Raw genomic sequence first — 23,591 nt, forward strand, 5'->3', positions numbered from 1 at the left:
ATAGAAGATTACGGCTTTTAATTTTAGCAATCTAAAAGAAAATAATAAACTAAAGATATTAATATATTTTTTAAATATGTCTTATATCAGTGAATCTTCAGTTGATACCATTCTTGCTAGTGCTACAGCATAGATTTCTGTTGCTTTTAGCAATTTTTCAACGGACATATATTCATTAGCAATATGGCAGCATTCGTCTTCGTCATAAAATACAGGTCCCCATGCCACTGTGTTTGGCATTGCCTTTGCATAAGAGGTTCCATGACCTAATGTAAATTCATTTTTTAATCCACTTAATTCATTATAAGTGTCTTCCATTATTTTCAAGAAAGGTTTTTCTTTACTTACAAATATTGGAGCTAAGAAATCTTCAATTTCAAAAGTACAGTTAGCACTTTCGCATACTTTATTTAAAGTTTCCTTTAAGCCTTCTACTGTAGTACCATATACTGGTCTCATATTTAGGTTTATATCATAGATGTCATTTCCGCCTTTAACAACTGTTGGGGAGAGAATATTTCTATGCATATACTCTCCATCTAAATATTCACTTTCACTATATAGACCTAAGCCCTCTCCAAAATAGTCATAGCAAAACTCTGCTATAAATTTAACTAATTTAGCTCCTGCATTATTTGTTAAATTTAAAGTATTTAAAAATTTCCCTATCATTATTATAGGGTTAACACCTTGCTGAGGATATGCTGAGTGACAAGCAATTCCTTGTGCTGTTACTATGATGTTTTCACCATCTAACTTTAATGATATTTTTTCATCTTTATTTTCTTTTATGTAGGCTTCAACTATAGCTTGTAGTTCTTCCAAGTTTCCTTTTAAAGTTGCTTTAGCTACTACAGGCACTGAATTTGTAGCATTACCGCTTTGTAGGTCTAAAATTTTAAAATTATCTATACTATCTTCACATTTTCCTTCAAATTTAAATGATATATCTGCATATCCTTTTTCTTTGTTACATATAGGAAATTGTCCATCAGGAGTAAAACCATAATCGGGTAGAGGGTATTTCTTTACATATTCATTCATATCTGTCCATTCTACTTCTTCTTGAGTACCTATTATAAGTTGAACTTTTTTCTTAATAGGCATATTTAATTTACGAATAGCATCCATAGCATATAATGCAGAAATTATAGGTCCTTTGTCATCTAATACTCCACGACCAAATAGAACTCCATCTTTTTCAACCATTTCAAAAGGTTTGGTTTTCCAGTCTTCTAAATCATCAGCAGGAACTACATCTATATGAGCTAATATCCCAATTGTTTCCTTTCCCTCTCCCATTTCAATAATTCCTATGGAATCATTTAATACAGTGTAAGCTTTAAAGCCCATATTAGAAGCTTTATCTATAGCAAGTCTTAAAGCTTCTTTTACTTTATCTATATTTTGAGATACACTTGGAATTTCAACTAAGTCCTTAGTATGATTTATGATATTTTCTCTATTTTCTTCTAAAAAGTTATGAATTTTATTTATTTCCATAGTTGTTAACCCTCCTAGTTTTAAAGATTTTATACAAAAAATCGCAAAGATATCTTAATTAACACAATTGTAACATTTGCAACATCAATTTAAAAGCATAATAATAATAAATATTTAGTATAGTTTTAAAATTTGGAAAATGTAAAAATAAAGTCTATATAAAAATAATTAATTAAATCGTTTACAATAATTTTATTATTATCTATAAATTAAAACCTCGAAGAAAGAAGGAGAAATTGAATATTTGGAAAATTGATATTATAATAGGTATTATTATGACTATCTAGGAAGGGGGAATATAGATGTCATATAATGTTATTATTTGTGATGATGATAATGTTCAAGTGGGAATCATTAATGGATATTTAAATAAATTTTCTGATGGCAATGATTTATTTAATATCTTAAGTTTTAATAGTGCAGAAGAACTTTTGGACAAACTATCAAAAAATAGTTCATCATTAAAAGTCAGTGATATAGACATTTTTCTTCTAGACATTGAAATGAGCGGCTTAAATGGTATGGAGCTTGGATACAAAATTAGGGAAGTTAATAAAAGAGCAATTATAATTTATATAACAGGATTTAAAGATTATGCTTTGAATGCATTTGAGATAATGAGTTTTAATTATATTATTAAACCTATATCTTATGAAAAGTTTTATAGTATTATTTCAGAAGCAATGGAAATATTAAGTTTAAAAATCAAAAAATCTAAAGAACTAGTAATAGATAATAAAGATAAAGTTTATAGAATTAGATACGATGATATATATTATTTTGAAAAGTATTTAAGGAAAGTAAGGGTGATAACAAAACAGGAAACTATTGAATATTATGCTTCTTTAAAAGAGCTAAAGAAAGTGTTAGATATGGATTACTTTGTACAATGTCATCAAAGTTTTATAATTAACAGAAGTAAACTAACCTCCTATAAAAGTCAAAGTGTATATATTTCAGATTTAGATATTGATATTCCTGTAAGCAAAGCATCAGTTAAAGAAGTAAGAGAATGCTTAGCAAGCAATTTATTTGGATAGGTGAGGGTATGTGGATATAGTAGTAATTTCAAATATTTTTATAAAAGTTGTAGAAGTAATTTTAGGATATTTATTTATGAGAGCTATGTTTGATAAAAATAATAGACCTAAACATATAGTGGTTATTCTATTAATTTTTCAAATTGCAGTAACTTACTTGAGTAATAGCTACTTTGGATTAGGAAGTCAAAAGGGGATTTTATTTATAATATTTTCAAATGTAATTACTTATAAATATATTTTTAACTCAGATTTGTTAAAAATAATTTTTGGGAATTTAGCTTATATAATTGTAATAACCTTTGTAGAACTTATATTTGTTTCATTTACTTATATGTTATTTGATATAAATCAAAATCAACTAGTTTCTTCTAATTTATATACAGTAATATATTTTATATTAACTAGAACAATAGTATATTTAATGATTAGATTTGCAGGTAATATAAAAATAGTGCAAAAAAATTTAAAGAAGGTATATGTATATGAATTAATAATGACCTTAAGTATAAATATATTTTTTATATTTATGATATTTAGCTTATTTAAGAACAAAGATATAGTTGAAGCTAGTTCATCAGCTATATTTACAATGACAATAACAATCATCATTTTTACTGCAATGGTCATAAATGTTATAAATCAAATAATTAAATATTCAAAAAAGGAATCTGAATGGCTATTGCTTATGAGAGAATATGAAAGACAACAAAATTATATAGAAAGTTTAGATAGACTTACATATAAGTTAAAGGCTCAAAGACATGATTTTAATCATCATATTAGCTGTATTTATGGGCTTTTAGACTTGAATAATATTGATGAAGCTAAGAAATATGCAAAAGAATTATTAAAAGATGTACAAGAAGTTAATAATATAGTAAACATAGAAAATTCAACAATTTTAGCCATACTAAATAATAATTTAACAGTAGCAAAGGAAAAAGATATAGAAGTAGATTTAAATATAGATATTCCTAAAGAACTAAAAGTTAATTCTATGGATATTTCTATTATACTAGGTAATTCCCTTAGTAATGCCATAGAAGCTTGTGAAAACTTGAAAAAGAAATATATAAAACTTTATATGTATATGAAAGGTGAATATTTAATTATAAAAATAAAAAATAGTAAGAAAGAAGATGTATTTATTGATGAAAATAGTTATGAAACCACTAAAATAGATAAAGAAAACCATGGATTTGGGCTTAAAAATATAAAATATATTGTTGATAAATATGATGGATTGCTAAAAATTGAACAATCAAAAGAAGAATTTATTTTAAATATTGCTATGAAAGAGATATGTTAAAAACCTTATTTTTATAAGGTTTTTAATATTTTTAGCCCAATTATTACATTTGAAAGTCAAAATGTGCAAAATGTATTTTAAAAATTAAATGGATATATTAATATAGCTATTGAAGAGTAAATACTTTATTAAGTGGTGATACAATGATAGGCACTTTATCAGTAAAGATATGTAAGTCCTTAGTTAAAAACAATATAATCAAATTTGATGATTTTCAGACTTATATAAAGAAACTTCAAAAGGTTATCTTGTTAATTTTAGATGTTATAGGATTTACAGTAATTGGAATATTGTTTAATTGTCTTTCACAAATGATGTTATTTATTATATCATTTAGAATAATGAGGATGTTTGCAGGAGGATGTTGGCTTAGCAATTATATAAAGAATTTCATTTGCTTTTCCTCTTTAGCATTAATAAGTGTTTACATATCCTCAGTTAATGAATTATCAGGAAATAATATAATAATTACTGTGGTGCTTATGATTATAGCACTTGTAATATTTTTTAAACAAGCACCTTATAAAATAAAATTTTCTTCTTGTTCTGAAGAAAAGAGAAAAAAGCTTAGAAGAAATACATTTATAGCCTATTTTTTACAGGCTTTAGTAGTTTTAATATTATTTTTGATAAATAAGAATTTATCATCATATTCATGTACAATAGCTTTTGCTATTTTTATTCAGTCAGTTACTTTATTATAAATAAATTAATCCCACATAAATTAGCAATCCATTACTACCTATGGATTATAAAAGGTCACCTATAAATATAGGTGATCTTTTATATTTTTAAATTATAATTTTAAGGAATTAATTTATATTATAATTTGAAAACAGTAATATCTAGATATGTAAAACTATTAATTATAACATTATTAGGTACTTTTTATAAAAGATTGTCCAATTATTACATTTCAATGTCAAATTATGCAAAGCTACTTTATTTTAAAGTAAAAGTAGCTTATATTAATAATAGAAAAATAAAGAAATTTGATAAATGAGGTAAAGTTATGGTAAATAGAATATCTAGCAAAATATGTACTTCATTAATTCAAAACAAAATAATTAACGAAGATGATTTAGAAGTTTATATGTATGGCTTAACTATGTTATTAATAACTATAGGAGAGCTGATTGGATTAATTTTATTAGGTGTTTTATTTAATTGGCTTAAAGAGATGATAGTTTTTACAGTAATATTCTTTTTTATGAGGTTGCAAGCAGGAGGATATCATGCTAGTACACCATTAGGATGTTTTCTATCATTTGCAATATTAAGTAATGTTTCTATATTTTTATTTAAAAATATAGGTTTGATAAGAAATCCAATAATATTAATAGGAATGCTTCTAATAGCATTGATAATATTTATTAAATTAGCACCAAAGGATACGGAAAATAAACCTCTAGATGAAGATGAAAAGAGGATTTATAGAAAAAGAACATTTATAACATATTTTATTGAAGTATCCATTATAACAGCTTTATTTATATTAAATAAAGATTTAAATATTTATTGTTATATAGGTTCTGCAGCTATATTTATAGAAGCAGTATCTTTATTAATATAATTTATAGAGGGGGAAGTCATTATGAAAAAAAATTCATTAGTTCTTAAAGGAATAGGAACAGCATCTCTAGCTGTTGCTAAAATGAGTGCAGGAACAGCTTGTTGGGGATTATGGTATCAACCAGCAGTTCCTAAAAAATTAAAAAAATAGTTTAATACCCAATTTATACCCTTTAATATACTTGCTTTAAATGCGAAGTAAAAAAATCATACCTCACATAAACTTTCGCTTGTTGATGGTAATAGCAAAATGCTATTACCTTTTTTTTATTATGAGATAATGAATTTAAGAATATAAATTATTATTAAAAAGTTAATATATTATTAATTATATTTTAAAAAAACTAAATTTACAACCTTATTTAAGTAATTATTAATATTAGGTAATTATAAATATCATGTATTTATTAGAGCAATTTAAATTATAAAATCGTGGCAGTTAGCCACGATTCTATTTTATCTTTCTTTATTATTAATTTCAGTTAATACTCTCTGAGCAAATACATCAAGTGCTACAGCACCTTCTTCACCATTTTGTCTACTTCTTACAGCAACCTCTTTATTTTCAGCTTCTTTTTCACCTACAACTAAGATATAAGGAATTCTTTCATTACGAGCTTCTCTTATTTTGTAGCCTATTTTTTCAGCTCTATAGTCAGCTTCAACTTTTATATTATTTGCTTTAAATGTTTTAACAACTTCTTCTGCATAATCATGATGTTTTTCAGAGATTGGAAGAACTTTAACTTGAACTGGTGCTAGCCAAGTTGGAAAAGCACCGGCATATTTTTCTATAAGTAACGCTAGAGTTCTCTCATAACATCCAATTGAAGTTCTATGAATTACGTATGGATATCTTTCTTTACTGTCCTTATCAATATAAGTCATTCCAAATCTTTCAGCAAGTGAGAAGTCAATTTGAACAGTGATTATTGTATCCTCTTTTCCATGAACATTCTTAATTTGTAGGTCTAATTTTGGACCATAGAAAGCAGCTTCACCAATAGCTTCTTTATAATCAAGTCCCAAGTTATCTAGAATTTGCTTCATTATAACTTGAGTTTCTTCCCAAGCTTCTGGTTTATCTATATATTTAGCTTTATTATCTGGATCCCATTTAGAGAATCTGTAAGTTATATCTTCTCTTAGTCCTAAAGTTTCTAACATATAGTTAATTAAATCAACTACTCCTCTAAATTCTTCTTCTAACTGTTCTGGAGTAACTATTAAGTGACCTTCAGAAATTGTAAACTGTCTTACACGAATTAATCCATGCATTTCTCCAGAAGATTCATTTCTAAATAGAGTTGAAGTTTCACCATATCTTAATGGCAAATCTCTATAGCTTCTTTTTTTAGAATTATATATCATAAATTGGAAAGGGCAAGTCATTGGACGAAGTGCAAATACTTCCTCATCATTTTCTTCATCTCCAAGAACAAACATTCCATCTTTGTAATGATCCCAATGTCCTGAAATTTTATATAGATCACTTTTAGCCATAAATGGAGTTTTAGTTAATAGGTAGCCTCTTTTTTCTTCTTCATCTTCTACCCATCTTTGAAGAGTTTGAACAATTTTAGCTCCTTTTGGCATTAATAGTGGAAGTCCTTGACCTACTGGTTCAGCAGTTGTAAATAATTCAAGTTCTCTTCCTAATTTGTTATGATCACGTTTTTTAGCTTCTTCAACTCTTTCTAAATACTCGTCTAAATCAGATTTTTTAGTAAAAGCAGTTCCGTATATACGGGAAAGCATTTTATTTTTCTCATTTCCTCTCCAATATGCACCAGCTATTTTTGTTAATTTTATAGCTTTAACATATTTTGTAGACATTAGGTGAGGACCTGCACATAAATCTACAAATTCACCTTGTTTGTAAAATGAAATTATAGAATCCTCAGGTAAGTCATTAATTAATTCAACTTTATAAGGTTCATTCATTTCATTCATTAATTTAAGCGCTTCTTCTCTAGGAAGTTCAAATCTTTCAATTTTTAAATCTTGTTTAACAATTTTTTTCATCTCAGCTTCTATTTTTTCTATATCTTCGAAAGTAAAAGGTTTTTCTACATCAAAATCATAGTAGAAACCTTCTTCGATTGAGGGGCCTATAGCAAGTTTTGAGTTAGGATATAAACTTTTAACAGCTTGAGCTAGTATATGTGCTGTTGTGTGTCTAAAAGCATTTCTCCCTTCTTCATCATTGAAAGTAAGAATGCTCAGCTCACAATCTTTATCAACTATATAACGTAGATCTACAGTTTTATTATCAACAAATCCAGCAGTTGCTACTCTTGCAAGACCTTCAGAAATATCTTTAGCAATATCTAAAACTGATAATGAGTTTTCATATTCTTTTATTGAGCCATCTTTTAATGTAACTTTAATCATTTTTATTTACCTCCTTAAAATTATTGATAATTAATTATGATAATTCACATCAAAGCATGAGAATTTTTAAATTATTTTTTAAAATAAAAACTCGCCTCTTTTCTATAATAATTAGAAAAGGGACGAGATAATATTCCCGTGGTTCCACCCAAATTGTATATCAAGATTATGATATACCACTTTAAAAATTTTAACGGATTTATCCGGACTTTATTAGAGTCACTCAGAGGTAGTTTTCAACTGGTTCTATTTAAGAATACTTTCAGCTAATGTATCCTCTCTCTGTAAATATAAGGCAGTTTACTCTTCTCTTCACAGCTTTATACTATTATTACCATATTTAAATAAATTTATTACTACTAAAATTATATAATAATAAAAATAAATTTAAAAGAAGTATTTTAAATTATTTTATAATTTTTAGTGTAAAGATATAAAATACTTATATCTTTATTAAGTCTAGTTTAATCTTATTAACTATTAATGTTAAATTGAGAATAATTTTATATGGTAAATTTTCCTATAAATCTTTACTTTTTATTTCTTTAAGAATTTTCTCAATGAAATTGTCTATAGAAATATTGCCTTCTTCACCATTTTTACGACTTCTAACAGATACTTCTTTTTTAGAAGCTTCTTTTTCACCTACAACTAAAATATAAGGAATTCTTTCATTACGTGCTTCTCTAATTTTATATCCTATTTTTTCAGTACGTTTGTCTATTTCCACTTTTATACCAGAACTTTTTAATTTGTTTACTACTTCTTCACTATAATTATTGTATTTTTCAGAAATAGGAAGAATTTTTGCTTGTATAGGTGAAAGCCAAGTAGGGAAAGCACCAGCAAAGTGTTCAGTTAAAATTCCTATAAAACGTTCTATACTTCCAAAGACTACACGATGTATCATAACTGGTCTGTGTTTTTCACCATCTTGACCTATATAATGAAGATCAAATCTTTCTGGAAGCTGGAAATCTAGTTGTATTGTACCACATTGCCATGTACGTCCTAAACAATCTTCGAGGTGAAAATCAATCTTAGGACCATAAAATGCACCATCACCTTCATTAACTTTATAGTCATATTCAAGTTCTATAAGAGCATCTCTAAGAGCTTCAGTTGCTCTATTCCATTCTTCATCACTGCCCATACTATTTTCTGGTCTTGTAGATAATTCAACATGATATTTAAAGCCAAATACGCTGTAAATTTCATCTATTAGTCTTATTACTCCTTTAATTTCATCTTTAATTTGTTCAGAAAGCATAAATATATGAGCATCATCTTGAGTAAAGTTACGAACACGCATTAATCCATGTAGTACACCGGATAATTCATGACGGTGTACAAGGCCTAATTCACCAATACGAAGAGGTAAATCTCTATAGGAATGAAGACTTGTTTTATATACTAACATTCCTCCAGGACAGTTCATTGGTTTGATTGCATAGTCCATTTCATCTATTTCTGTCGTATACATGTTTTCTCTATAATATTCCCAATGACCACTTCTAATCCATAAATTCTTATTTAATATAACTGGAGTAGAAATTTCTTTATAGTCAGCTTTTTTATGGACTTCCCTCCAAAAATCTATAAGAGTATTTCTAAGCTCCATTCCTTTAGGTAAAAAGAAAGGAAAGCCAGGACCTTCATCAAGCAATGTGAAAAGCTCTAGTTCTTTACCAAGTTTGCGATGGTCACGTTTTTTAGCTTCTTCAATTCTTTCTAAATACTCATCTAAATCGGATTTTTTAGTGAAAGAAGTTCCGTATATACGAGAAAGCATTTTATTTTTTTCATTTCCTCTCCAATATGCACCAGCTAATTTAGTTAATTTTATAGCTTTAATATATTTTGTAGACATTAGGTGAGGACCTGCACATAAATCTACAAATTCACCTTGTTTGTAAAATGAAATTATAGAATCCTCAGGTAAGTCATTAATTAATTCAACTTTATAAGGTTCATTCATTTCATTCATTAATTTAAGTGCTTCTTCTCTAGGAAGCTCAAATCTTTCAATTTTTAAATCTTCCTTAACAATTTTTTTCATCTCAGCTTCAATTTTTTCTATATCTTCAGAAGTAAATGGTTTTTCTAAATCAAAATCATAATAGAAACCATCTTCAATTGAAGGACCTATAGCAAGCTGAGCATTAGGATATAATCTCTTAGCAGCTTGAGCTAATATATGTGCTGTTGTATGTCTAAAAGCATTTCTCCCTTCTTCATCATTAAAAGTAAGAATGCTTAATTTACAATCTTTATCAACTATATAACGTAAATCTACAGTTTTATTATCAACAAATCCAGCGGTTGCTACTCTTGCAAGCCCTTCAGAAATATCCTTAGCAATATCTAAAACTGATAATGAGTTTTCATATTCTTTTATTGAACCATCTTTTAATGTAACTTTAATCATTTTTGTTTACCTCCTTAAAACTATTGAGAATTATTAATTTATTTTTTAAAATAAAAAACTCGCCTCTTTTCTATAAATAATTAGAAAAGGGACGAGATACTATACCCGCGGTTCCACCCAAATTGTATATCAAAATTATGATATACCACTTTAAAAATTTTAACGGATTTATCCGGACTTTATTAGAGTCACTCAGAGGTGGTCTTCAACTGGTTCTATTTAAGAATACTTTCAGCTAATATATCCTCTCTCTGTAAATGTAAGACAGTTTACTTTTCTCTTCATAGTATTTTAATATATAATTTTTCATAATCTATAAAACTTTATAAATAAAAAACTCGTCTCTTTTCTATAATAATTAGAAAAGGGACGAGATAAAATTCCCGTGGTTCCACCCAAATTGTATATCAAAATTATGATATACCACTTTAAAAAAATTTAACGGATTTATCCGGACTTTATTAGAGTCACTCAGAGGTGGTTTTCAACTGATTCTATTTAAGAATACTTTCAGCTAATGTATTCTCTCTCTGTAAATGTAAGGCAGCTTACTCTTCTCTTCATTGCATTTATTATTTATTTAATAATAGCATATGCATATTATTAAAATTTGTATATTACAAATATATATTTATAATATTATATCACTTATAAATTTCATGTCAATAATAATTTCAATGAGAGATATAATCAGCAAGTATGTTATAACTATAGGATTCCACAATGAAAATTTAGCTTATATAATATTTTAATTACTATAACAAAAATTCTTTTCTATGAATTAAAAATTAAGAGTTAAAGATGAAGAATTATGGTCAAAACTCCACCGCCAAAGCTTTTGGAGTTTTTTAAAATAAATTTTATTTTAAGAAATTCACTAAGGGTGAATTTTTTCCTTAATTCTTCACTCTTAATTATTAATCCTTAATTTCTAAGGATTTAAGCTATTTTTATAGAAAATTTATTTTCTAGAGTATATTTTGAATTTTCATATTGGTTTTAAGCACAAGCTTAAATTTATATAATAATTCGACTTCTAAAATAAAAAATTGTACATAGTAATTAAGAATTAAAAAATAATACTTTTTGTATAAATTTAATCTTAAAAATATACTTATTTTTAAGATTAGTAAATATTAATCTACCATTAATGGTTTTATAATCCATTAAGAATTAATACAATATATAATAAAAGTGTATATAAAGAGGTGAGTGTAATGTTTACTCAATTTTCTTCAAAAGTTGCTAGGGTTAAAACAGAAATGTTATATCCTGAATTTTGGATAAATAATAGTAATACTTCAAAGAGAATAATAATATGCGATGATGAGATAAAAAGATATAATGAAAGATCTATGAAAAGTAATATAATAGAGGATATATTTTCATTACAAAATTTTCTCGAAGAGAAAGAATTAAGGAACCTAATTTTATCTGTAAGTAAACCTCATTCTACAATTAGATATAAAAATAGTGTTATTTTAGAAAAAGAATATTTTCTAAAATTAAGTAAAAATTTAAATTTAGAAGCTATAAAAGAAAAAAACTTAATACGGTATGGAATGGTTACAAGAAGATCACATATAAAATCTTATCCTACAGATGATAGAATTTTTAAAAATCCAAAGGATTATGACTTAGATAGATTACTGGAAACGGCGATTAATATTTGCGATCCTTGTGTAATTTTACATGAAAGCAAGGATAAAGAATGGTATTTTATAAAGGCATATGAGTATAAAGGATGGATTAAAAGAAAAGATATTGCTATAGGAGAAAAGGAACCTATATTAAAATATACAAAAGCTAAGGAATTTTTAGTAGTTACAGGTAGAAGAATTTATACTGGGTATAATCCTTTTGATGAAAGCATATCTATGATTCCTATAGATATGGGAGTAAAACTTCCATTAGTAAAAGAAGAAGATATTTTAGAAACTATTTATGATATGTATCCTTGTGGAAGTTATGTGGTATGGCTTCCAGTAAGGCGTTATGATGAAAGTTTAAAGTTTACACAAATATTAATTTCGAGAAGTGAAGATGTATGTTATGGATATTTACCTTATACAGAAGAGAATATTATAAGGCAAAGCTTTAAATGCTTAGGAGAAAGGTATGGATGGGGAGGAGAATTTTTTGGAAGAGACTGTTCCAGTTTAGTAGTAGATGTATTTAAGACTATGGGACTAATGCTTCCTAGAAATACATCTCAGCAAGAGAAGAAGGCCATAGGAATAACTAAGTGTATAGAAAATATGACTATTGAAGAAAAGAAAAAAGTATTGGATACGATGACTCCAGGATGTCTTATGTATCTAGATGGTCATGTTGTAATTTATTTAGGTAAATATTATGATGAATACTTTATAATACATGATACTATAGGTTTTTATATCTCTAGAATATGTAGTGAGAAAAAAGGAGATTTATACCATATTTCAGCTAAAGGAGTTGCTGTAACGCCGTTAACTTTAATCTATACTTCTGATGGGGAAGGTTATTTAAGCGCTATCAAAACAATAAAAATTTTCGGTTAACATAGTTAATAATTTATAGTAGAATAATAGTATATTTTACTATAAATTATGTTAGGCATTTTCTAGGCATCTTCAGAAAATAACAAGCTAGTGTTAATCTGTTTTGTATCATGCTGTGTTGTTAGATTCTGATCATAGCATTACTATGATCAGAATCTAATATAAAACATACTAATATCTTTCACTTGTTATTTTTTAAGTGTCTTATTAAAAGTAATTAGAAACTTAAGATCTTAGGCATCTTCAAAAAATAATTGACCAGTATGTTAGCCTATCTTTCATCATACTGCGTTGTCAGAACCCGCCCATAGCAGCACTATGAGCAGAACCTGACGCCTTGTCTGATATAAAATATACTAACATCTTTGGTTTATTATTTTCTTTCAGATGCCTTATATGAGAATTTAAATGGGAGAAAAGATTAAATATGCTTAAGAGTATTCATGCTATTGATAAAATACTAATTGATTTTATACACCATGGATTAAGAAATCCATTATTTGATAAACTAATGCCGATTATAACTCATTTAGGTGATGGAGGAGTTATATGGATAATTATATCTGTAATATGTTTATTTAAAAAAGATTATAGACATATAGGACTGCTTTGTCTTAGCTCCTTATTATTAAGTACTATTTTAACAGAGGGTATAATAAAAAATGTGGTGGAAAGAGTTAGACCAATTATTAGGTATCCTATATCAGATCCATTGATACACATACCTAAATCTTTTTCTTTTCCATCAGGACACACTTCATCATCTTTTGCGGTAGCTACAATATTATTTATATTATTACCTCAATACAAAATAATTCCTATAGTGCTTGCTGTACTTATAGGTTTTTCAAGAATTTATTTATATGTTCATTATCCTAGTGATGTATTTGTAGGTATGTTAGTAGGAATTTTAAGTGCCTTTATTATACTTTTAGGGTATAATTTAATAAGAAAAGATAATGTTTAAATAATTATTATGAATTTTGAAGACTTGGATAAAATCGTGACTTTGTCACGATTTTATTTAAGTATATGAATTTATAAAATTTTATTTTTGAGTTCAATATACAAATTAATTTTACTCAATCTTCTATTTTATATAAAACTAGCTTAAAGCTAGTTAAATTATTGTAATATTTTTAATTTTAATTTAAAAGCAACTAGTAATATTTTATATTAACTAAAGGATATAGATTTACTATATAAATGCTAATTGAATTTATAAGGGTGGTAGGAGGAGAAAATGAACATTGGGGAATTACTTTATAAAGTAAAGGATATAATGAATATAGAATTTAAAGAGGTTCTTTATAGTGATAATGTTAAACAGGTTTCAGATATGATGATAACACAGAATTTAGATGAAGTTATAGTAGTTGATGAAAAGCACAAGTTAATGGGTATTTTTACTAGAAAGGATTTAGTAAAAATAAGTACTGAGAGAAAAGATCTATTAGAAGATAAAGTTATAAATTATGCTATAAAAGACGTAGTTACTATAAATCCTTATAAATTTGCAAGAGATGCAAGAGATATTATGATCTTAAATAATATTGGGCGTCTTCCAGTAATGGAGAAAGATAAAATTATTGGAATAATAACAAACAATAATTTAAGAGATAGTTTTTATCTAAAAGTAGATGAGATATTTAATCTCCAAAATAATATTTTGAATAATATTCATGAAGCTGTATGTATTTGTGATATTAATGGAATAGTAACTTATTGGAATAAAAGTTCAGAAAAACTATATAAGATTAAAGCTAAGGATATTATTGGATTGAAAGTTACAGAATATTTTAATAATCCGCTAATCCCTAAAGTGTTGAAAGAGGGAAAAGCTATAGAGAATATAAGACATGAGCCTATGAGAGGAAAGTCGGTAATTTTAAGTGTAATTCCAATATATAATCCTAAAAAAGAAATGGTGGCAGTGGTATCTACAGATAGAGATGTAACAGAAGTTGTATCGTTATCAAAAAAATTAGAAAGTGCTAATGCTAAAGTAGAAATGTTAAGTAATGCTTATAATAAAGAAATTGCTAATAATTATAGTTTTTCTTATATAGGAGGAAAGAGTAAAAAGATAATTGAGGCTATTAATCTTTGTCAAAAGGTAGCACCAAGCTCAGCTTCTGTACTTATTACTGGAGAAAGTGGGACGGGAAAAGAAGTTTTTGCGAAAGCAATTCACGAAGCTAGTGGAAGAAATGGGCAATTTGTTGCAATAAACTGTAGTGCTATACCTGAAAATCTTTTAGAAAGTGAGCTTTTTGGATATGTAGAAGGAGCTTTTACTGGTGCTACTAAAAAAGGAAAAATGGGAATGTTTGAATTTGCAAATAACGGAACCTTGTTTTTAGATGAAATTGGGGACATGCCTCTTGGTATGCAAAGTAAACTTTTAAGAGTACTTCAAGATGGCGTAATATATAAATTGGGCAGTGGCAAACCTGTTTATACTAATACAAGAATTATAGCAGCTACTAATAAAGATTTAAAAAAGTCTATTAAAGAAGAAACTTTTAGAAATGATTTATTTTATAGATTAGCAATTGTACAAGTTGAACTTCCTCCACTGAGAGAGCGGAGAGAAGATATTAAAGATTTAATCAATTTATTTATCAGTCAAGTGTCAAAGAATGAGAGAATAGAGATAAAGGAAATAGATAATAGAATCTATAACATATTATCATCCTATAAATGGGAAGGAAATATAAGAGAACTAAAAAATGTAATTCAAAGGATGGTTCTATTATCTAATGGAGAATGTATATCAGTAGATAGCATTCCAAAATATATATTAAGTTATGAAGAGGAAAAATATTTTATAAATAAAGATATTGATTCAGAGGACAAATACAACTTAGAAAAAATGGTTAAAACTTTGGAGTGTGAAATAATAAGGGAAGTTATGAATATTACTGGCGGCAATAAAGTTAAAGCAGCAGAAATTTTAAAAGTAAAAAGAAGCACACTATATTATAAATTAAAGCAATATAATATGTTAGACACCTGTCAATAAATTGACAGGTGTGTTGATTTTTTGACATATATATATAATGATTGGAAATCTTTATATAATGGGAGATTACAAGTATTCTAATAAAATCGTAGTGAAAAAAATGTCAGTTTTTTGACTAAAAGGAAAAATAAATAAAATTTATTAATGAAGCGTTTTGTATTTATTAGGGCTATTTTCCAATGCTTAACTATAAATTTTCATAATATTAATGATATTGGCATAGTTTTTGCTGGTAAATAGAGTAAGAAAAGGAGGGGAATCTATGAGTAATATGTTTAATTTTCCTTTAAAAATGCATATAGGCGAAGCTTGTGAACCTATTGTGAAAGAAGGACAAAAAGTAAAAAGAGGAGAATGTATTGCAAATCCTACAAAGGGATTAGGTGCTAAAATTCACAGTAGTGTTAATGGTGAAATTTTTAAAATAACAAATAGAGAAATAATAATTTTATGTGATAAAAATCAAAACAAAGATTATGTAAAGATTAAAGAATGTAATAATATTGTTGATACTGTATTTGAAGCTGGTATAGTAGGGGCTGGTGGAGCAGGATTTCCCACCCATATAAAACTTAAAGCTGAAATACCAGATGGATATATAATAGCTAACTGTGTAGAATGTGAACCATTACTAGAACATAATATAAGACTTTTAGAGGAAAATCCTCAAATAGTTATAAAAGGAATAAAATATGCAATGGAAGCTACTAAAGCTAAAGGTGCATACATAGGAATAAAGGCTAAAAATGAAAAGGCTATTGCGTCTCTTGAAAAAGAGATAAATGGAATTGATAATATAAAAATAAAAAAGCTTAAAGACATTTATCCTATGGGAGAAGAAAGAGCTTTAATTCATGGGATTTTTGGAAGATGGTTAGAACCAACGGAACTTCCATTAGCAGCTGAATGTGTTGTATTGAATACGGAAACATTAGCAAATATAACAAGAGCTGTAGAAGATAAAAAACCTGTTATAGATAAAGATATAACTATAGCTGGAAAAATTAAATGTGGTAAAGAATCTAAAGTGTTTTTTGATGTTCCTATAGGAACTCCTATAAAGGAGTTAATTGATCAATGCGGTGGAATAGATGGGGAATATGGTGAACTTGTAATAGGTGGACCATATACAGGAAAAGCAGAAGAACTTGAGGAAGCTACTGTAACAAAAATATCAGGAGGAGCTATAGTAACTATAGAATTGCCTGAATTTAAAGGCAATTTAGGATTGTTAGTCTGTGCTTGTGGAGCAAATGAAGAAAGATTAAGAGACTTAGCAGGTAAAATGAAATCAAATGTTGTTAAGGTAGTACAATGTAAAAATATAGTCAATGTTAAAGGCGCTAACAAATGTAAAACTCCTGGAGATTGTCCAGGACAGGTTGCTGTAATTTTAGACCTTAAAAAGGCTAAAGCAGAGAGAGTATTGATTTCTAATTGTAGTGATTGTTCAAACACTGTTATGAACTGTGGACCTAAGGCTGGTTTACCTGTATATCATCATACAGATCATATATTTAGAACTGTAGATCACAAATTAACTAGAAGACTTTAATTATGTATTTTTCACTTGTTATTTTATATGGACTACATTTGTTGAATATTCATAATTGTAAAACTACATTAAAATAGTAGATTAAAAGGAGGCCTTTGATTATGTCAATGAGTAGGGAACATGCAGAAGCTTTAAAAGATGAAGTTGCGGTTGTATGTTGTAGAACAGAAGCTGGAACTATAATCTCAGCAGATAATTTAGAAGATCCAGAAATTTTCCCTGATATGGTTGATTCAGGATTATTAAATATACCAAAGGATTGTTTAAAAATAGGTGAAGTTTTAGGAGCTAGGTTAATTAAAACTATAGATTCGTTAACACCTTTAACTTTAGAATTATTAGAAGGGCTTAAAAGCTTATCTACAGATGCTGAAAGCAAAATGAAAGAAAGCATAGATGAAAATGCTAAAGCAGTACTTAAAGTTAATAAAAAGTCAGGTAAAATTATTTCAAGTGATGATTTAGAAAATCCAATGCATTTTGAACAATTAGAAGATTCATTACTTATAAAATTGGAAGAAGATGTATTAACTATAGGAGAAGTTGTAGGAAAAAAATTAAAGGTTGATGCAGTTGCATTAACTTCAGTTACAGGAAACATGCTAGAGGGATATGATGATGAGGCGGCAGTAATACCAAATCAATCAGAAACCATTACAAGCTTTAACGGTGGAGTTCTCAAAATTAAAATAGCTGAAGGTAAAGGAATTGATATTGAAGTTCCACTAACAATGACATCAATGTCAGAATCTCCAGCAAAAATGACAACTACTAAGACTCAATTATCAAATATCAAAGCACAGGAAGTAAAAATAGAAGATAAATGTGAAGTAAAAGAAGTGATTTTAGAACCTAGAAAAGTAAGAAATCTAACTAAAAAACACTTTAAAATAGATGAAGTTAAGTTTGGACAAGAAACTAAAATTGAAGGGACAACTCTTTATATAAGAGAAAATATTTGTGAAGATGCAGTAAATGAAAGTGAGTTAGTGAAATCAATAAAAGTAGATATAATAACTCCAGAAAAATATAATATCTATTCTGAAACCATAATGGACGTACAGCCAATAGCTACAAAAGAAGCAGAGTCAAAACTAGGTACAGGGATTACAAGGATATTAGATGGAGTAATTGTAATGGTTACTGGAACTGATGAAGATGGAGTACAAATAGGTGAATTTGGTTCATCAGAAGGTATATTAGAAGAAAATATAATGTGGGGAAGACCAGGTGCTCCAGATAAGGGTGAAATTTTTATAAAAACAGAAGTAGGTATAGCTAGAGGAACTAATATGGAAAGACCAGGACCGTTAGCAGCACATAAAGCAACAGATTTTATAACTCAAGAAATAAGAATGGCACTAAAAGATTTAGATGAAAGTTTAGTAGTTAATATTGAAGAATTAGTTCAATATAGAAGACCAGGAAAGAAAAAGTTGGTTATAGTTAAAGAAATAATGGGACAAGGTGCAATGCATGATAATTTAATTTTGCCAGTGGAACCAGTTGGAGTTCTTGGAGGGAAACCAAATGTTGACCTTGGAAATGTTCCTGTAATGTTGTCACCATTGGAGGTATTAGATGGAGGTATACATGCATTAACTTGTATAGGGCCAGCATCTAAAGAGTGTTCAAGGCATTATTTTAGAGAACCATTAGTAATAGAAGCAATGAAAGATGAAGAAATAGATTTGGCAGGAGTTATTTTTGTAGGTTCTCCACAGATTAACTCTGAAAAATTCTATGTATCTGAAAGATTAGGAATGATAGTAGAGTCTATGGACGTAGATGGAGCTATAGTTACTACAGAAGGTTTTGGAAACAATCATATAGATTTTGCTTCTCATATAGAGCAAATTGGGATGAGAGGAGTAATTTGTGTTGGGATGTCTTTCTGTGCTGTACAAGGAGCACTAGTTGTTGGTAATAAATATATGAAATATATGGTTGATAATAACAAGTCAGAAGCAGGAATAGAAAATGAGGTTCTTTCCTGTAATACCCTTTGCAAAGAAGATGCCATAAGAGCATTAGCTATGGTTAAGTCTGCTATGTCAGGTGAGGAAGTTAAAGCTGCTGAAAGAAAATGGAATCCAAATGTTAAGGAATCTAATTTAGATGAAGTTGAAAAAGCTTCTGATATAAAAGTTGATAGAGTAGAAAATGAAACTTCAATACCTATGAGTCAAAAAAGACTAGAAAAATATGCTACAAAATAGTGATTTTATATAATGAGGTAAAAGATGCGGTACGGAGATAAAATTATTGAAATGCAAGGAATAATAGTAGAAGTACAGGATGGAGCCGTTGGAATTGATTTAAAAGGTAGGCTTGGTTACATGAAGATACCTATGAGAATGCTTATAACAGATTACCCTCTTAAACTAGGACAAGAGGTTGGGTTTAAAATGAGTTTTCCAGAGGTTTTATCAGAAGAAGCAAATGAAAAATATGTAAGTAATATTGAGAAAAGAAATAGAAAGGCGGGAAAGTAATATGGATTATTCTATTGTTAAGAACTTACAATCAGAAATATTTGTACCTATAACACCACCACCAGTATGGTCACCTGTTACAAAAGAGCTTAAGGATATGAAGGTAGCTTTTGCAACTGCAGCAGGAGTCCACTTAAAAACGGATAAAAGATTTAACCTAGCAGGGGACTTTACTTATAGAATAATACCAGGAGATACACCATCATCTGAACTTATGGTATCACATGGTGGTTATGATAATGGGGATGTCAATAAAGATATAAACTGTATGTTTCCTATAGATAGATTAAAAGAATTAAAAGAAGAAGGATTCATAAAAGAAATTTCATCAATACACATTGGATTCATGGGTGGTGGTGGAAATCAAGAGAAGTTTTCTAATGAAACAGGACCAGTGATAGCAAAAATGTTAAAGGAAGAAGGAGTAGATGCTGTAGTATTGACTGCAGGTTGAGGAACTTGTCATCGTTCAGCTGTATTAGTACAGAGAGCGATAGAGGAATCAGGGATTCCTACAATTTGTATAGCTGCATTACCACCTGTTGTAAGGCAAACAGGAACACCAAGATCTGTAGCTCCACTTGTACCAATGGGAGCTAATGCTGGTGAACCAAATAATAAGGAGATGCAAAGAGATATATTAAAAGATACATTAAAACAGTTAATAGTTATAGATACTCCAGGAAAAATAGTAAGTCTTCCATATGAGTATATAGCTAAAGTTTAGAATATAAAATCCGACTTTCTTTTAAGGAAGTCGGTATTTATAGTTAATTAAGGTATCAAAGAAGAGTGATAAATTAAAAATTTCATTTAATTATGATTTTAGTTTAATAATATTTATTTTGTAATTTTAAAATATAATTAAAATTTAAGATTATTAAAAAATGGTGAGTTTTATGAGTGATTATAAAGAATTAAGAAAATTAATAATTAAAGCTTTTCATATTAAAGAAGTTAAATTTTCTACCAAAACTTATATAGAAGAAGGTATTTTATATTTAAGAGAAGATCTAGGTAATATATCCTTTAATAAAGAATACATTAAAGATATAAAATTAAATATAATCTTCCCACAGGATAGAGATATTTTTGTAAATTCTATTATGGATTTTTCTCCAATTGCCACTAAGGTGCTAGGTAATATAGGAGAAGGAATAACTCATGTGCTTACAGGAGCTATAGTTATGGTTAATGGTGTAGATGAAGAAGGTGTACAGGTTGCAGAGTTTGGATCATCAGAAGGTATACTTAATGAACAAGTTAAATTTAATAGAGCTGGTACGCCAAGAACAGAAGATATTATTATACAGATGGATTTTACCTTAAGATCTGGTATGGGTGTTTATAGGCAAGCTATAACTGAAGTTCATCGATGTTGTGATCTAGTAGTACAAGAGATAAGGGTAAACTTGAAAACACTCAATGGAAGACTTTCTACTGAAAGGTATGAATATTATGATAAAGTCAAGAAAGATAGAAAAAGGGTAGTAATTATAAAACAAGTTGCTGGACAAGGTGCAATGTATGATACTTGTTTATTTGGAAATGAACCCTGTGGAACAATTGGAGGTAGGTCAATAATTGATATGGGGAACATTCCTATAATTGTATCACCTAATGAATATAGAGATGGAGCTTTAAGGGCAATGCATTAATGTTTAGGAGGAATTTAATTATGGGAGTAGGACCATCAACAAAAGAGACTACGCTACATCATTTTAGAGATCCATTAATTGATGTAGTAGCTAATGATGAAGATGTAGATTTACTAGGAGTAATTATAGTTGGAACCCCACAGGCTAACGAAGATAAAGTATTTGTTGGACAAAGAGTAGCTACTTGGGTAGAAGCTATGAGAGTGGATGGAGCAATAATTTCTGTAGATGGCTGGGGGAATAGTCATGTTGATTTTGCTAATACCATTGAAGAAATAGGGAAAAGAAATATTCCTGTTGTAGGATTAAGTTTTATTGGAACTCAAGCTAAATTTGTAGTTACTAATAAATATATGGATACTATAGTTGATTTTAATAAGTCAAAAGAGGGAATAGAAACAGAAGTTGTAGGTGAAAACAATATTTCAACTTTAGACAGTAGAAAAGCATTGGCTTTTTTAAAATTAAAGATGAGAAAAATGGGGGAGTAAATCATGAAAATTATAAAGTCTATTCAAGCTATAGATTCTCATACTATGGGAGAACCAACCAGAATAGTTGTAGGTGGAGTTCCAGTAATAAAAGGGGATACTATGCCAGAGAAAAAAGCTTATTTAGAAAGGCACATGGATTACATAAGAACAGCTATAATGCTTGAACCGAGAGGACATAAAGATATGTTTGGCTCTATAATAACTCAGCCGGTATCTAAAGAAGCTGACCTTGGAATAATATTTATGGATGCTGGAGGATATTTAAACATGTGTGGTCATGGATCTATAGGTGCTGCAACTATGGCTGTTGAAACAGGTATGGTTGATATTAAGGAACCATATACTGATATAGTTTTAGAAGCACCGGCAGGGTTAATTAAAGCAAGAGTAAAAGTTGAAGATGGTAAGGCCATTGAAACTTCCATAGTTAACGTTCCATCATTTCTATATAAAGAAGGAATAGAAATAGAAGTGCCAGAAATAGGGAAAGTAATAGTAGATATAGCTTTTGGAGGAAGTTTTTTTGCACTTGTTAAGGCAGAAGAACTAGGAATAGATATTAATCCTAATAATTCTACAAAGCTTAGTGCAGTGGGAGTAATTATAAGAGATATAATCAATAAAACAGTAGAAATAAAGCATCCAACCTTATCACATATAAATAAAGTAGATTTAGTAGAGATATATGGATTACCTAAAAACCCTAATGCTACACTTCAAAATGTAGTTGTATTTGGCGAAGGTCAGTTAGATAGATCTCCTTGTGGAACAGGAACAAGTGCTAAAATGGCAGCTTTATATGCAAAAGGAAAGCTCAAAATATCAGAAGAATTTATATATGAGAGCATTTTAGGAACTATGTTTAGAGGAAAAGTCATTGGAGAAACTAAAGTAGGGGAATACCCAGCTATAGTACCTGAAATAACCGCAAGTGCATATATTACAGGATTTAATCACTTTGTAATTGATGATAAAGATCCAGTAAAATTTGGATTTAAACTTTCTTAATATAAGGTATTTTATTAAGGTATATGAGTAAAGGATATCTAGTTTTGCTAAAGTATGGATAAGAATTTTTTAAATGTAAAAGTAAAATATTAATTAGAATTTAATGTGATTATACTAGTATAATCATAAATATAGTCAATATTCCGCTCTACTTTATTATTTTACAATAATAATATTAGAACAAGAATATTGACTATTTTCATGTCTAAAATTATAAAATTAAAAAAATATTATGCCAAAAGTTTGGAAATGGAAATAGAAATAGAGGTTAAACATTAATGAATTTTTATAATAATTATTAGAGTATACTACTCTTTATTCTTTTTTGCGTTTTTTAAAGTGATTATATTCATCATATTCTTTATCAAACTCATCTTTAGACCATTCTGCTTCAATATCTTTGCCATTTATTTTAATAATAATTTTTGGCGAGAATACTGGATTAAAGGTAATATTACTATTGTTATCGTTAGTAACAGTAAAGTCATTGCTAATATCTATATCATTTTCGTTTTCGTTATCATTATCATTTTCGTTATCGTTGTCATTATCATTTTCATTATGGTT

Annotated in this window: 19 protein-coding genes and 3 other annotated features; of the genes, 15 read left to right on the top strand and 4 right to left on the bottom strand. The window is 28.1% G+C overall.

Translation table 11 applies throughout. The features are described from left to right. Positions 1-81: 81 nt before the first annotated feature. Entirely contained in the window at positions 82-1,503 is a 1,422-nt protein-coding gene (locus B3603_RS11945; protein ID WP_291565073.1) for a Sapep family Mn(2+)-dependent dipeptidase, read from the bottom strand. Positions 1,504-1,805: 302 nt separating this feature from the next. Here B3603_RS11945 and B3603_RS11950 point away from each other — a divergent pair, with 302 nt between their 5' ends. The 5 genes from B3603_RS11950 to B3603_RS11970 all read left to right on the top strand — a co-directional run bounded on the left by B3603_RS11950 (position 1,806) and on the right by B3603_RS11970 (position 5,578). Then, positions 1,806-2,543, top strand: a complete 738-nt coding sequence (locus tag B3603_RS11950) for a LytR/AlgR family response regulator transcription factor (protein WP_291565076.1) — start codon at positions 1,806-1,808, stop codon at positions 2,541-2,543. Positions 2,544-2,553: 10 nt separating this feature from the next. Further along, a complete protein-coding gene (locus tag B3603_RS11955; protein ID WP_291565079.1) occupies positions 2,554-3,855 on the top strand; it encodes a sensor histidine kinase in 1,302 nt (433 codons plus the stop codon). Positions 3,856-3,998: 143 nt separating this feature from the next. Further along, positions 3,999-4,559, top strand: a complete 561-nt coding sequence (locus B3603_RS11960) for an accessory gene regulator B family protein (RefSeq protein WP_291565082.1) — start codon at positions 3,999-4,001, stop codon at positions 4,557-4,559. Between the two features lie 308 nt (positions 4,560-4,867). After that, entirely contained in the window at positions 4,868-5,428 is a 561-nt protein-coding gene (locus tag B3603_RS11965; protein WP_291565085.1) for an accessory gene regulator ArgB-like protein, read from the top strand. Positions 5,429-5,449: 21 nt separating this feature from the next. Beyond that, entirely contained in the window at positions 5,450-5,578 is a 129-nt protein-coding gene (locus B3603_RS11970; protein WP_080618872.1) for a cyclic lactone autoinducer peptide, read from the top strand. Positions 5,579-5,883: 305 nt separating this feature from the next. On the opposite strand, the gene thrS (B3603_RS11975) is transcribed toward B3603_RS11970, so the two are convergent. Next, complete coding sequence (thrS, locus tag B3603_RS11975; RefSeq protein WP_291565090.1) at positions 5,884-7,821, bottom strand: threonine--tRNA ligase; 1,938 nt, start codon at positions 7,819-7,821, stop codon at positions 5,884-5,886. A gap of 115 nt (positions 7,822-7,936) precedes the next feature. Next, positions 7,937-8,146 (bottom strand) — a binding site (T-box leader). A gap of 195 nt (positions 8,147-8,341) precedes the next feature. Further along, positions 8,342-10,249 carry a threonine--tRNA ligase gene (gene thrS / locus B3603_RS11980; protein ID WP_291565091.1) on the bottom strand — a complete coding sequence of 636 codons (1,908 nt, stop codon included), beginning with the start codon at positions 10,247-10,249 and terminating at the stop codon, positions 8,342-8,344. A gap of 84 nt (positions 10,250-10,333) precedes the next feature. After that, positions 10,334-10,543: a binding site (T-box leader), on the bottom strand. Between the two features lie 68 nt (positions 10,544-10,611). Further along, positions 10,612-10,822, bottom strand: a binding site (T-box leader). A 644-nt stretch (positions 10,823-11,466) separates the two neighbouring features. Between thrS (B3603_RS11980) and B3603_RS11985 the strand changes: the two genes are divergently transcribed. The 10 genes from B3603_RS11985 (at position 11,467) to B3603_RS12030 (ending at position 23,024) form a co-directional block, all read left to right on the top strand. After that, positions 11,467-12,789: an SH3 domain-containing protein gene (locus B3603_RS11985; protein WP_291565094.1), complete on the top strand. Its 1,323-nt coding sequence runs from the start codon at positions 11,467-11,469 to the stop codon at positions 12,787-12,789. A 427-nt stretch (positions 12,790-13,216) separates the two neighbouring features. Next, entirely contained in the window at positions 13,217-13,756 is a 540-nt protein-coding gene (locus B3603_RS11990) for a phosphatase PAP2 family protein (RefSeq protein ID WP_291565096.1), read from the top strand. A gap of 276 nt (positions 13,757-14,032) precedes the next feature. Continuing rightward, positions 14,033-15,814, top strand: coding sequence for a sigma 54-interacting transcriptional regulator (locus B3603_RS11995; RefSeq protein WP_291565098.1), 1,782 nt, complete (start codon positions 14,033-14,035; stop codon positions 15,812-15,814). A gap of 262 nt (positions 15,815-16,076) precedes the next feature. After that, entirely contained in the window at positions 16,077-17,369 is a 1,293-nt protein-coding gene (gene prdC / locus B3603_RS12000; protein ID WP_291565100.1) for a proline reductase-associated electron transfer protein PrdC, read from the top strand. 101 nt (positions 17,370-17,470) lie between these two features. Further along, the gene (gene prdA / locus B3603_RS12005) at positions 17,471-19,588 is read left to right on the top strand and encodes a D-proline reductase (dithiol) proprotein PrdA (protein WP_291565102.1); all 2,118 of its coding nucleotides are present in this window, start codon (positions 17,471-17,473) and stop codon (positions 19,586-19,588) included. Between the two features lie 24 nt (positions 19,589-19,612). Next, positions 19,613-19,864 carry a CBO2463/CBO2479 domain-containing protein gene (locus B3603_RS12010; RefSeq protein WP_291565104.1) on the top strand — a complete coding sequence of 84 codons (252 nt, stop codon included), beginning with the start codon at positions 19,613-19,615 and terminating at the stop codon, positions 19,862-19,864. Between the two features lies 1 nt (position 19,865). Then, entirely contained in the window at positions 19,866-20,591 is a 726-nt protein-coding gene (gene prdB / locus B3603_RS12015) for a D-proline reductase (dithiol) protein PrdB (RefSeq protein WP_291565106.1), read from the top strand. 172 nt (positions 20,592-20,763) lie between these two features. Then, complete coding sequence (gene prdD / locus B3603_RS12020) at positions 20,764-21,522, top strand: proline reductase cluster protein PrdD (RefSeq protein WP_291565108.1); 759 nt, start codon at positions 20,764-20,766, stop codon at positions 21,520-21,522. 20 nt (positions 21,523-21,542) lie between these two features. After that, positions 21,543-22,013 carry a glycine/sarcosine/betaine reductase component B subunit gene (locus B3603_RS12025; RefSeq protein ID WP_291565110.1) on the top strand — a complete coding sequence of 157 codons (471 nt, stop codon included), beginning with the start codon at positions 21,543-21,545 and terminating at the stop codon, positions 22,011-22,013. 3 nt (positions 22,014-22,016) lie between these two features. Continuing rightward, positions 22,017-23,024: a proline racemase gene (locus B3603_RS12030; RefSeq protein WP_291565112.1), complete on the top strand. Its 1,008-nt coding sequence runs from the start codon at positions 22,017-22,019 to the stop codon at positions 23,022-23,024. Positions 23,025-23,339: 315 nt separating this feature from the next. On the opposite strand, the gene B3603_RS12035 is transcribed toward B3603_RS12030, so the two are convergent. Continuing rightward, on the bottom strand, positions 23,340-23,591 hold a 252-nt coding region (locus tag B3603_RS12035; protein ID WP_349676814.1), incomplete at its 5' end, for a hypothetical protein.

Source organism: Clostridium sp. UBA2485 (assembly GCF_002341865.1).
Lineage (GTDB): Bacteria > Bacillota > Clostridia > Clostridiales > Clostridiaceae > Clostridium_J.